Here is a 12,581-nt window from a genome sequence, read left to right as displayed (position 1 = left end):
ATAAAACATAAAACATAAAACATAAAACATACAAATTTTAAAATTATCACTACACAATTTAGTCTTTTATAAATCCATGTAAAATTATATATATCAATAAATTAATTGTATGATTTTTATATAATTAATTTATTAATATATAAACTAAAAAAACATCAAACTGGAAATACAAATAACTGTTTTCACGTAGTTCGATGTATAAAATATATTTATATTTTTAAATTAAATTCGTTTATTCTGCCAAAGGTTAAGGGGAATATAATATTCTTCTCAATAGAGTTCAAATTTATATCCTTTTTTAATCATTTAATAATTTTTTACAGAGCATCAACTGATTGAGAGTATTTGTTAAAAATCATCATATCTTCTTTATTATCTATTACACTTGAAATTACATTAGAAGCAATTATTGTAGCAGCTATTTCTTATTATATTACTGTGAATCCCCCCACTTAACGTCCTAACGGACTGTTTGAAGTGGGGCTTCTCGGTTAATCATTACTTTTGATAGCTAACGAATTTGTCCTTAGACAGCCGAGCTAACTCCCTTGTTCCAAAGGTTATTTTATTGCTATTTATCTTAACGCTAATAGACGTATTGCTTCATTTTTGATATTGATAGCTGCATTATAATCTCTATCGAGATTTACACCACATGTACAAGAATAGACACGTTCAGATAAAGTCATATTTTTCATATTTCCACAATTACTAGATGTTTTGGTGGAAGGAAACCATTTGTCTATTTTTACAAGTTGTTTTCCTTGTTCGTTTAGTTTATAAGCTAAGAAAGAAGTGAACATACCCCACCCATTATCAGCAGCACTTTTCCAAAATGAAGTGCTTGCGACATTCCTTTCATGTTTAAGTCTTCAATAGCTACAACATCAAAATGAGCATCTAAATTTTTAGACTCATGATGAAGGAAATTCCTACGTTGGTTAGCTACTTTCTCATGTAACTTAGCTACACGAATACGTTGTTTGTTCCAACGCTCAGAACCTTTATTGCGCCTTGATAATACTCGTTGTGCCTTTACTAATTGGTCTAACATGTTACGATAGAACTTAGGATAATTGGCTTTCTCATCCTCAGAACTAACGTATAATCCATTCATCGCAGAGTCTAATCCAACAACTTTCTCTACTTCTTTTTGTACAATCTCTTTTTCATATTCAGTCAAGATGGACACATAATATTTACCAGTAGGTGTCATAGAAATCGTACATGACTTGATCCTATAATCTTGTGGCATCTCTCTATGTTGTTTGATACGTACCTTTTTCATTTTTGGCAATTTGATATAACCATTCAGCAACATAATATTTCCGTTTACTACATTCGTTGTATAAGACTTTCTGTCTTTTTTACTTTTGAATGTTAGAAAGTCATTTTGACCACTAAAGAAATTCTTATAGGCAGTTTGCAAGTTTAGTTGAGCATTTGCCATAGCTAATGAATCTACTTCTTTTAATCACTCAAATTGTGCTTTATATTTCGCAGGAGTTGGAGATTTTTGTTTCTTTAGTTGTTCCTTATCATCTTTGTATTTTTCGTACGCTTCTATTCGTTCAGCTAACATTCTATTATACACAAAACGTACACAACCGAAGGTTTTACGCATAAGATATGCTTGTTATTCTGTTGGATACAAACGGAATTTATATACTTTATTGTACTTCGTCATATCAGTTTACCTTGATTTTCAATATATTTTTTACTAACTCTATTGGCGAACCACCAGTAGTTAATAAACAAAAACTTCTCTTTCCAAAGTTTCATCTTCACTCGTGGAAAGTCTCTCTTGATGAGTCGAGAACTTGCACTTTTATAAGCATTAATAAATTTTATCATTTCCATATTCGGATGAGCCTTGAATAAAATATGAACATAATCTACATCATAATTCTACTCTACCAAAGTTAAGTTGCAATTCTCAGATAACCTGACAAACATGTCTTTTGCATAGTCTGATATATCATCATTGAACACATTTATTCTGTGTTTTACAACCAATACAAGGTGATAATATATCATATTCTTTATAAGACTGATTCTATAAAAGGAAAAATAACAAGAAAAGCCTTTTGGCTCCGCCAAACCGAAATCCATCTCCTCCCTATCGTCGGGCTAATCCCTTCACACGCTTGAGGAAGGTGAATTCTTTCGGGAAATACGTTAAAGCCTGCTTCAAAGACTGCGTAATGTACTTTTTCATTTAGACCAAGGTTTATTCTATATGATGGTCTCATTAAAACTAGGGAATTTATTATAACCTTATGAAGTGAATTTTGATCTTCTTTTATCGTTTTCCGACAGAAGACTCCTTCCTCAAAAATGTGAAGGTGTAAAACACCAATTTTAGGTGGGCGATGAATGTCGGTTGGCATAAGCCAAACATGTTTGCTACCATATGCTTGTACAGATTGCTCTTTGAAAACTGAAGATATGAGGTTGGTTGCAGAAAAACGTTGCAACCTTAAAATCTTCAACGTTCTTTCGCCCCACGTTTGCTGAAGTAGCGAAAATCAAGCTAAAGTAGCAAGCGTGGTAAGTCAACGTACAAGTTACTTATGTTTACACCGTAGGGATTACGGGCAGAGCCTGCTAAGATAACTGTTGGATACATCGGTGTTCGCAGGAATCTCCCACTTCAAATAGTCCGTAAGGGCGTTAAGTGGTGAGTAGTTCAATTCATTTACATATTATTGATTTTTATACAATTTATTAAAATCATGCAACATAAAACACCTCTAAATTCACTTGTTTTACCAATTTAGGAAAACGCTTTAACTTTGTTGCAACCAAAAAAAATATCTTTTTAAAAATTTTTACAACAAATTAAAAGTGTTTTTCTGGTCTATCATCAAATGTCAAATACTCAATCTTCCTATCCTTTTCATTATAAATAATAGGTAATTTTTTTAATCTCATAATATTTTTGTTCCCTGCCTAACTGGACTATATTTTCTTCTTTTACTATCGGTGATGTAATTGATTGATACATAAAAAATAAAACTGTACTGTACATCATTATAAATAGGGAAAATACTATATATGTAATTTCAAACATATATCTAATATTGTTAAGTTCCTTTCCTATTTACATAGAAAATTAAAATTCAAAATATTCAATCTTTATTTTCTATGGGTAATTTTATTGTAATTGTTGTACCTATTCCTAGTTCACTATCAATTTGTATTGAACCATTATGAAGTTCAACAATTTTCTTTACAATAGCTAATCCTATACCTGAACCAGAGGATTTTGTATTAACTTGGTAAAAGGATTCATTTATATATGGTAAATACGCTTCTGCAATTCCAATACCTTGATCAGTTATACGTATTAAAACTTGATCTTTCTTTAATAAAGTAACCGTAATTATTCCTTTAATATTTGAATATTTTATTGCATTATCAATCAGATTTAAAAATACCTGTTTTAATCTATCTCTATCACCTGTAATTTCTACTTCTTCTAATTCACATACAATCTTAATTTCTCTTTGTTCTGCTTTCGTTCCTAATTGCCAAATTGATTCATTAATTAACTCTTGTAATAAAATATTCTCTTTATATAGATTAGGATAATCTAATTCCAATTTCGAAAAATCTAACAATTCCTCCACCAAATGAATAAGCCTATCCGTTTCCTGTGTAATAATACTCATTCCCTGTTTTATCTCTTTCTCTGTTAATGAATCAACAGTGCCCAATGTTTCACTCCACCCTTTTATCCCTGTTAACGGTGTACGCAATTCATGGGATATAGAAGCAATAAATTCATTTTTCATGTGTGTTGTCTGATCTATTTTTTTTACCATGTGGTTTAAGCTACGAGCCAGTTCGCCTAACTCCCCAGGATAATCTTCTCTAATTTCACATTCCAGCGTCCCTTGGGCAATTTTTGAAGAAGCATTAATAATAGACTGGATTGGTTTAATAAATATATTAGCCAAATGTATACTAACTATTAAAACAATTACAGATATAATAATTCCAATTAAAATAGTCCCTGAGATAATATCAATAATTTTTTGATTTACATACTTAAGATTAGTTGAATACTTTAATATCCCAATAGTTTGCCCTTGATGAATAAAGGGGCTTAGCACTTCCAAATATTTCCCCTCGTTCTTTTTGCTAACAATTCTATGGCTTACATCCCCCTCTAATACTATTGAAGGAATTTTCACTTTTTCATTTACTATATAACCATTTGACGATTGTATGACAACTCCATTTCTATCCAGTAATTGTAGTTCTGTTCCTTTTAATTGGAAAGAATTTATAATATCCCCACTATATTCTCGCAATCGTATATCATAAATAGAATTATAATCTGAAAAAAATTTAGTGCTAGCTCTAGCATGTGATTCAACATAATGCAAAATCCCATTATAATAATAATGATGAATTGCGATTGAAAATACTCCTTCAAACAATACGAGCATAAGGACAATAACAGTCATGAAATATAAACTGATTTTTTTTTTCATCTCACACTTACCTTCCAAATATATCCTTTCCCCCATATAGTTAATAAGTACTGGGGATCTGAAGGATTTAATTCAATCTTTTGACGGATCCGCCTGATATTTACATCTACTACTTTTGTTTCCCCTTCATAATGCTCACCCCAAATTGTATTTAGAAGTTCATCACGTGAAATTGGCTTAGAAGAATTATACATTAATTGAAACAATATCATATATTCTGTTGGTGTTAATTCTATTTCTTTACCTTTTTTATATAAACTCTCCTCCAAAATATTCAATACAAATGGACCTGAATGAATTAAATCACCATCTTTCATATTCAAATTTATTCTTCTTAATAATGATTTTATACGTGCAATTAACTCCGTAGGACTAAATGGTTTTTCTATGTAATCATCCGCTCCCATGGTTAATCCTTGTATTATCTCTTGATTTTGGACACATGCTGTCAGCATAATGACTCCTAATTGATCATTAAAATCACGTATTTTTCTGCATACTTCAAATCCATCTATTCCTGGTAACATCACATCTAATAAGGCTATATCTATAGCTTGATGCGTTCTAAAAATTTCTAATGCTTCTTCACCAGTACTAGCTTCTAATACATTGAAACCAGCACGTTGTAAATTTAAGACAATAAAACTACGAATTGTTAATTCATCTTCAAGTACTAAAATTGTTTGCATCTTTCTGTCTCCTTTAATCCTGCTGATATTCGGACAATGGTTTAATATTAGATGTCCATTTTTTATACTTTGATTGATTAGGAACAGCTATTATCCTAGAGGTATTTTTTAATATTTTTTGGAATTTTTTTGTATCTACATCTATTTTAGGGTTAAAAGTATATATTTGAAGCCATGTCTCATTTGTATCAGTATTAAGTAAACGTTGAATATTTTTTGTCTTATTATTTTCAAGTGTAATTTTGCCTATTAAATCTTTTGGAATTTCAATATAATATCCGTTCTCCACATTTACATATCTTTCCTCAATTGGGGTGAAATCATTTCCTTCCCATTGTAAATAGCGTTCAAACAAAGGACGATTAGAATGCGGTTGTTCCTCCCATCCCTTCGGTTCAAATGTATTGGGGAACTCAATAATTCCATCCTTATTTACATCTTTGCTTTCCACCAATGATTCTGCAGTTAATGGATTTTCATCATCTTTATATATTTTTTTAAATTGATTTTCAATGAAATTAGCTACATAAGTAATTCCTGAATGAGCACCAAATCCACTATCAATAACAATTCCTTTGCTATTTTTCGAAATATTTCCCAGTTGCACTTTTGCTATTCCATTTATGTTTGGATCAAATGAAATCTCAGATAGTTTATTAAATTTCTCTATGAAATTTACTTTTAAGTATTGATCTTTTTGATAAGTCACTAAACTTATATCTTTAATACCATTTTGATTAAGATCTTCTACAAATAATTTTGTATAATCTTGTTTGTAAATTTCTTTTAGATCGGAATTTTCTACCGAAAATACATGCATTGTATTTTTAGTATTTTCGTCTTCACTAGATATTCCTATCAAAATTTCCTTTTTTTGATTCCCTGTGAAATTTCCTATCTCCAAAGCATCGACCTTCACCCCAGAGAGAATCAGGTCCTCCATATCTTCCCATATCCCATTGTCCTGTTGATATATAGATAGATGAACTTTGCAGTCCTCATTGGGATTTTTATAAAGTAACACAGCTTTCTTTTTTTTTCCTTCCTCAGAATTAAATAACCAAATCATTTGTTTTTCTTTATTGGATTCCGGCGTAAGTAACTCGTAATTATTCGGAAGGTTTTTATCCAATTGACTTTTTAATTCTTCTAACCATTTTTCACCAGATGGTGTAGTTATTAAATTTTTGGGTCTTTCTTCTATTGAACAACCTGCTAATATAATCGCAATCCAGAAAAAGTTTATTATGTTCCTCATACACTCGCTATCCTTTATATAATATTTTTAAAACAAATAATTTCATTGGTACATGAAAAGTATAATTTGTAAGGATTTAAAAATCTTTACAAAAAGGTTACAAACTAAAATTTAACATACCCTCAATCGAATAAAATTAATCATGTACAGTTTTTACGCTCGCTCAAAAATGTTAAATTCAAATATTACATAGTATTTGAATTTAACGTAAAATGACTACGCTCTTCATACATGTAACCATTTTAGTTACAATACTTTCCTAAGTCAATGACATTTTGATTACATTTCATGAAAAAATAGGGCTGTACACTCTCTTTTTCCAAATGTTAATAGCTAATTGTAAATTAAATTACATTGTTTGTAACCGACTTTTAATACTATGTAATTTACAATATATATATCCGCTATTTTCAATCTATTTTGAGGCAGTTTAACTTATTTTTAATTAAGATCATCTCTTAAGCAGTCTATTTCTTGGAAAGATATTTTTATTAATGTATCAACATATTTTTAATTTTTTTTGCGAAGGAATGGTTTAAATGGAACTAGAAAAAAGTGAATTACAATTAATTATAGAAGAAAAAAAACATGAGCTAGCATTTCTTACCCTCAAATATGACTTAAGACATGAAGAGGTTTTAAGATGCAGTCAAGATTTGGATTTTTTTGTACATTATCTCATGGGAAAATACTACGAACAAAAAATATCTAAGTAAGTTTGCTATATATTACTTACTTGTATTAGTAATATATTTTTGGACTTGTACCACTTTCACACGTTATTTATTTTGGTTCAATGAATCTTTTGTTTTTCTGGAAAGAATACGTTGTGTATCCGCTAACTTTTTTTAATTCGCGAAATATTTTAGTCTTTTTATATGTAGTACCATTTGAAAACATAGCAATATCTTTAAATCCCACATCATCCCCAATTCAGTTTCCTTTTTATGTATCTTTTGTGTTATCTTTTCTAAATTACAAAGCTATAAAGTATTTATTACTTAAATTTCTTCTAGTGGTAGCATTTAAAATACGTGCTATTATCTCACAGATATTTGCAAACTTCACAAGTTCAATTTTAGATAGTTAAAATTCTATTTTTTATTACAACGATATTTCCACGGATTTCTTTGGTCTTATAAGATAGGATTTCATTTAGAATTAAAACGTGGGGAGTCATTCTATATTTTATCGTTTTCCGTCAGAAGACTCTTTCCTCAAAAATGTGAAGGTGTGAAACACCAATTTTAGGTGGGAGGTGTATGTCGGTTGGCATAAGCCAACATGTTTGCTATCATTTACTTGTACAGATTGCTCTTCGAAAACTGAAGTTATAAGGTTGGTTGCAGAATAACGTTGCAACCGTAAAATCTTCAACGTTCTATCGCCCCATGCTTGCCGAAGTTGCGAAAACCAAGCTAAAGTAGGGAGTGTGGTGCGTCAACGTACAAAATACTTTTGTTCTCACCGTAGGGACTACGGGTAGAGCCTGCTAAGATAACCGGTGGATACATTGGTGTTCGCAGGAATCTCCCACTTCAAAAAGTCCATAAGGACGTTAAGTGGTGATTAGTTCAATGATTGAGCTTAGCAGAACAAGATTAATAAATTAATCTCTTCTCTGTTTCTTTGTAAGTATTATTCCACATAGTATGGAGACGTTTGAATAAAAATCGACTACAACTAATCGTTTTTGTAATTAAGACTTCTTGTCTTTTCTTCAAATAGATACGAATTCTATATTCTTTATTTATTAACATGAATTGCATCTCATTTTCTAAGATTCTTCTTAATAGAATACAAAAAAGTAGGCTTGCGCCTACCAGCATTCGTCTCTCCATTAAAAATGGTTCACATATTCACATTTTTGAGGCAGCATTCTTCCTTCTGTAAAACAAAAAAATATATAAAGAATTTTTATATACTACTCTCATCTTCAATTACCCTTGTTTTCATATCTATATTAAATCCTTACTTTTTTAATAAATCAGCTGTTACTTTTAAACGCTCCCTTCCGTTTTCTACAATAATTGACATCCCATGTATTTTAAAAGTCGATCCCCTTCCAACTAATAATTCTAGTTCCCACGGTTTATCGCTTAAATCATTTATATATGCCGCTTTTGTTCCTTTGGGAATATTTAATTCAAGAATAATTGGCATTAAAGCTATTTCTGGTGATTTAATTTTTGCTTCATCAGAAATTTCCCTCACGAGTGTTGTACTTAAATAACCATATTCTTTTATTTCTTTATTCATAAACCTTTCTGCTAATTCCTGATATTTTTCCCTATTAATTGTATTTTTATTCCTTAAACTATCAGCCTCCATACCAAAGGCATTTTCTCCTACTCTTCTATACACTTTAATAGATTCTTTCATCTTTGCTTTTTCTATTGCACTATCTAAATTTATAATGTTCCTATTCAGAAAACTATTTTCTCGAATATTAATATTTCCTTTATTTTGTCTAAGATATTTATTTATTTGATACCCTTTTTCAGTTGTATAGTCTGTTAATGATTTTTGTTCTACAATTGTCAAATTATTATACCAACCAGTATAACGTTCCCTCCCCCATGCTTCAGCTTTCTCTCTATCCTTGAATGCTTTAACATCGCGAGACTGTACGTGGATAACAGAATTTTCTCCATCTGCATACGTAGGTGTACATATACTTATTAGTCCACCACTTATTGAAAATACCTTTAAAAATATCATTACCTTTTTTAGAGTTTTCTTTCTCAGCTCTATTCACTCCTTTTTTATTCTCTCTTACATAAATAACTTAATAGCTTGCTACTGAAAATCTTAAATATTATTTAAAACCAACTTTAGACCAATCAAATAAAGAACCTGGATCTGTCTTTCTATCTTTTGCATATTCATCGTGCCCTAATATATGTTCTCTATCATTCTGAACATTTGGATTCCTTTTATAAATATCCTCTAATAATAGTTTTAAGGATTTATATTGTACATCTGTATATCCAATATCGTGAGGAGAAATTAAATCATATGTTTCCCTGGACATCATAATCTCCATTTCCTTCCACGTTCCGATACCAAGTAGTTCAATTCCAATAGAATATTCATTAAGCTTGTTTGTATATTCTGGATAATTAGAAATACTACCTTTCCCAGCATGATATGCAACTCTGTTTTCATTTACAAGTTGGTATACTAACCCATTTCTATCAATTAAATAATGAGCTGATAACCCATTATCTAAAAAACTATTATAAGCGTCTCTTACGTTATAAGGATCTTTTGGTTTAGCAACCGCATTTGACATAAAATGAATAAGTACATGAGTAATTGGCCCTGTACGGACTTTAGAATTTTTTTCTGGTAAAATCCATCTCTGAATGGGACTCGTAACCCTATCTGAAGGTGAATCGAGAGAATTTATTTTCAAAGCCTGTAATTTTTTATTTTCTAAATTATTATTTACAGATTTCTCCTCTGCTAATGTTATTGGGCCAAATGTATCCATTGATAAAACTGAAGTTAGTCCTATCATAGATATCGCCTTATAAAAAATTTTTTTCGTTTTCATATATTTACCTCGTTTTTATTATTAAAAATCCAGAAAAACATTAGGGACTTAGATTTGTAAATTAGTCAAACTAGATTATATTTATAACTTAGTTTATCTATCACTATTTAGACTGAAGTTTCTACTATTCATCACTACTCTCAATTGATTAGTCAATCAATAAATTTCTTCTCACCTTATCGCACGTTCACTTTCAATATAATAACTTTATTAGTAACTTAAACCCATATAAATGAAATTAAATTTCAAATAACTAAATTCCAACTATTACTTATGTAAATCATTTTAATCTCCACATAGATATCGGTAAATCTAATCCCGAAACATCAGTTCTTACAACCCCACTTGTATCTATGTTCTCTACTACATTTTTGACATCTTCTCGTTCTTATTTTTAAAGTGACATGCTAAGCGTGTGCACCATAAGTATAACTTTCATCAATTGAGAAATCGTTACAAAAGCATTACAATTCAACAGCTATTCTACTTATAAAATATTATACAAAAAGTACTTGTTACCTTTCTGTAAAGATTTTGCACTTAATACGACGTATACTTAATATCTAAGTCAAAAGGAAAAAGGTGATTTTTTACATTGTTTAATAGGTTTGATATTAGAAGAAGGTTAATGTTTACTAACTTCAAAAATGATCTCTTATATACAATGTAATTTAGTTAAAGGAGGTTACAAGATGTAAAAATTTATTATTGCAAATGCATTAGAAATTTAGATTTTCTCTAATAACAACTAAGTATACGATTCCCTATTGGTAGTTTTCGCAGAAAAGCGTTATCTATAATTTAGCCGATACGCGTAATGTTTTGTAACTATTTATATTAAGAGTTTTGTAAAAGTACATAAGGGTTTTCAATGTAATAAAACCGCATCCCAATTAATGACTATATGTCTTATAATTGGGATGCGGTTTTTAATATCTAAATTTAATAGTTTGATAACAGTTTTGTTGGTAAAATCCCTATGTTACAAAGGAACACTGAAAAGTAAAGTCATATTTTCAGTACAAAAATTATTGAATCTTTAAGAACTGATACTAGCTTGTATTTTTAACACTTTTCTTTATTCTTTTAAAAAAGGATAGTTCTCAAAGTATTCCTCAATATACTTAATAAACTCTTTTGGTTCTTGCCGAAATGGAGCATGGTATCCATTCTCAATAACTCTTAATGTACTATTTTTTATTAGTTCTTGATATTTTCTGCCATCTTTCCAAGAAACACTCTTATCTTTTCTTCCCCAAATTATTAAAGTCGGAGCTTGTATTTTTTTAGGATCCATTGATATAGGATTTTCTATCATTTTTCGTAGTTCTTTATAATGGTCTATATTACTCCTTTTATATTTCACATCATTTTCCTTATATTCTCTTATATCAGTTACTGTATCTAATGTATCTATTAGACTTGGTTTAGGTGAAAATATTTCTTTTTGCAAAGTTTCTACCCCTGGTGCATCAACCAAAATAAGATGTGTAATTGCATTGGGATATAAATACGTTAAATTTAAAGCTAACTCCCCTCCCATGGAATGCCCCATTATAGCAAAAATGTCATATCCTAGCTTTTTCATGAGTTTATAATACATATTTGCCTGATTAGGAAATGTATATAAATAATTAATGGGTTTTGAAGAACGCCCAAATCCTAATAAATCAACTGAAATAATAGAATGACTTTTTGCTAAGTCTGAATAGATATCTTTAAAACCATCAGAGGAATTTCCAAATCCATGAAACATAAGCAAAGGGGGTTTTCCCTCTCCTATTTGCTTAAAATAAATACTCTGTCCATCAATATCTACCATTTTTTCTTCTATCTTTAAATTTGTTTCTATTGTTGGATTCTCCCCTTTTTCATAGATTTTCTCCTCCTCTAATTTCCCCATTGCCTTACAGCTAATTAATAGCAAAATAATTAAGCATATTAGTATAAGTATATTAAAAAATTTCATATTGAGATTCTCCCTTCTAGTAGAGACATAGATGTAATCATTTTAGTTACAACCGTTCGATAAGTCAATATCATCTTTATAAAGTATATTGTTTCTTTTGTTGCTCTCCATTCAAAAAATTAGTTTATGTAATTATAACTCTACCAGGTCTTCTCTATAGCGTTTCCCATTAATAAAAATATTTTTTCATTTAATTTTTAATATGTAACTTTTTTGTAACCGACTTTCCTTCAAGTTGAAACTATAATGGTTACACGTAGTGAGTTATGCAAAATAAAATTTGAATGGAGATGTAATAAAATGAATATCAAAAAAGTAATGTTAGCAAGTGCATTAGGGTTTACAGTACTTGCGGGTACAAACTTTCCAGGTTTAGAATCTCAAAAAGCTAGTGCAGCTGTTGATAATTCAATTACAAATCAAGGGCGTGTTATTAAGGTGACTAGTGAAGACATTTTTATTGAGTTAGTGGGACCTAATAATAGAACTCAAACTGTCAAAATTGTACCAGCGGTTGGTGCTACTTTTAAAGTGAGTGATTTTAAGGTAGGTGACTATGTAAAAGCTACTGGTGAAGGATTGAGAGGATTTATAAATTCTATAG

At 30.0% G+C, this 12,581-nt stretch carries 9 protein-coding genes and 3 pseudogenes; 2 read left to right on the top strand and 10 right to left on the bottom strand.

Annotation, left to right across the window (positions count from 1 at the left end; genetic code table 11):
• Positions 1-575: 575 nt before the first annotated feature.
• The 6 genes and pseudogenes from MR170_RS27750 to MR170_RS27725 all read right to left on the bottom strand — a co-directional run bounded on the left by MR170_RS27750 (position 576) and on the right by MR170_RS27725 (position 6,449).
• A pseudogene (locus tag MR170_RS27750) lies at positions 576-1,687 on the bottom strand (RNA-guided endonuclease TnpB family protein).
• Positions 1,684-2,112 (bottom strand): annotated as a pseudogene (gene tnpA / locus MR170_RS27745) (IS200/IS605 family transposase). Before tnpA ends, MR170_RS27750 begins: the two co-directional pseudogenes overlap by 4 nt.
• Positions 2,043-2,492 (bottom strand): hypothetical protein, encoded by a 450-nt coding sequence (locus MR170_RS27740; protein ID WP_242310200.1) that lies wholly within the window; start codon positions 2,490-2,492, stop codon positions 2,043-2,045. Before MR170_RS27740 ends, tnpA begins: the two are co-directional and overlap by 70 nt.
• Positions 2,493-3,131: 639 nt before the next feature.
• Complete coding sequence (locus MR170_RS27735) at positions 3,132-4,502, bottom strand: HAMP domain-containing sensor histidine kinase (protein ID WP_242310196.1); 1,371 nt, start codon at positions 4,500-4,502, stop codon at positions 3,132-3,134.
• Positions 4,499-5,191 (bottom strand): response regulator transcription factor, encoded by a 693-nt coding sequence (locus MR170_RS27730; RefSeq protein WP_242310194.1) that lies wholly within the window; start codon positions 5,189-5,191, stop codon positions 4,499-4,501. Before MR170_RS27730 ends, MR170_RS27735 begins: the two co-directional genes overlap by 4 nt.
• Before the next feature lie 13 nt (positions 5,192-5,204).
• Positions 5,205-6,449: a hypothetical protein gene (locus tag MR170_RS27725; protein WP_242310193.1), complete on the bottom strand. Its 1,245-nt coding sequence runs from the start codon at positions 6,447-6,449 to the stop codon at positions 5,205-5,207.
• 539 nt (positions 6,450-6,988) lie between these two features.
• On the opposite strand from MR170_RS27725, the gene MR170_RS27720 reads away from it, so the two are divergent.
• Entirely contained in the window at positions 6,989-7,165 is a 177-nt protein-coding gene (locus MR170_RS27720) for a Spo0E family sporulation regulatory protein-aspartic acid phosphatase (RefSeq protein WP_242310191.1), read from the top strand.
• An 885-nt stretch (positions 7,166-8,050) separates the two neighbouring features.
• Here MR170_RS27720 and MR170_RS27715 read toward each other — a convergent pair.
• The 4 genes from MR170_RS27715 to MR170_RS27700 form a co-directional block, all read right to left on the bottom strand.
• Positions 8,051-8,209: a helix-turn-helix domain-containing protein gene (locus MR170_RS27715; protein WP_242310198.1), complete on the bottom strand. Its 159-nt coding sequence runs from the start codon at positions 8,207-8,209 to the stop codon at positions 8,051-8,053.
• 211 nt (positions 8,210-8,420) lie between these two features.
• Positions 8,421-9,170: an ADP-ribosyltransferase gene (locus MR170_RS27710; RefSeq protein ID WP_242310189.1), complete on the bottom strand. Its 750-nt coding sequence runs from the start codon at positions 9,168-9,170 to the stop codon at positions 8,421-8,423.
• Between the two features lie 97 nt (positions 9,171-9,267).
• A complete protein-coding gene (locus tag MR170_RS27705) occupies positions 9,268-10,008 on the bottom strand; it encodes an N-acetylmuramoyl-L-alanine amidase (RefSeq protein WP_242310187.1) in 741 nt (246 codons plus the stop codon).
• Between the two features lie 1,078 nt (positions 10,009-11,086).
• Entirely contained in the window at positions 11,087-11,977 is an 891-nt protein-coding gene (locus tag MR170_RS27700; RefSeq protein ID WP_242310185.1) for an alpha/beta fold hydrolase, read from the bottom strand.
• A 300-nt stretch (positions 11,978-12,277) separates the two neighbouring features.
• On the opposite strand from MR170_RS27700, the pseudogene MR170_RS27695 reads away from it, so the two are divergent.
• Positions 12,278-12,581: pseudogene (locus MR170_RS27695) on the top strand (ATP synthase subunit A); the annotation flags it as partial.

This window comes from Bacillus cereus group sp. BfR-BA-01524, assembly GCF_022662595.1.
Lineage (GTDB): Bacteria > Bacillota > Bacilli > Bacillales > Bacillaceae_G > Bacillus_A > Bacillus_A thuringiensis_S.
Note: the sequence above shows the minus strand (reverse complement) of the source record. Positions and strands in the feature narration are given on the sequence as shown.

Excerpts from the sequence above, each read along its gene's own strand:
- MR170_RS27705 (WP_242310187.1), bottom strand. The coding sequence starts at position 10,008 with ATGAAAACGAAAAAAATTTTTTATAAGGCGATATCTATGATAGGACTA.
- MR170_RS27710 (WP_242310189.1), bottom strand. The coding sequence starts at position 9,170 with ATGATATTTTTAAAGGTATTTTCAATAAGTGGTGGACTAATAAGTATA.
- MR170_RS27730 (WP_242310194.1), bottom strand. The coding sequence starts at position 5,191 with ATGCAAACAATTTTAGTACTTGAAGATGAATTAACAATTCGTAGTTTT.
- MR170_RS27715 (WP_242310198.1), bottom strand. The coding sequence starts at position 8,209 with ATGTTAATAAATAAAGAATATAGAATTCGTATCTATTTGAAGAAAAGA.
- MR170_RS27720 (WP_242310191.1), top strand. The coding sequence starts at position 6,989 with ATGGAACTAGAAAAAAGTGAATTACAATTAATTATAGAAGAAAAAAAA.
- MR170_RS27700 (WP_242310185.1), bottom strand. The coding sequence starts at position 11,977 with ATGAAATTTTTTAATATACTTATACTAATATGCTTAATTATTTTGCTA.
- MR170_RS27725 (WP_242310193.1), bottom strand. The coding sequence starts at position 6,449 with ATGAGGAACATAATAAACTTTTTCTGGATTGCGATTATATTAGCAGGT.
- MR170_RS27735 (WP_242310196.1), bottom strand. The coding sequence starts at position 4,502 with ATGAAAAAAAAAATCAGTTTATATTTCATGACTGTTATTGTCCTTATG.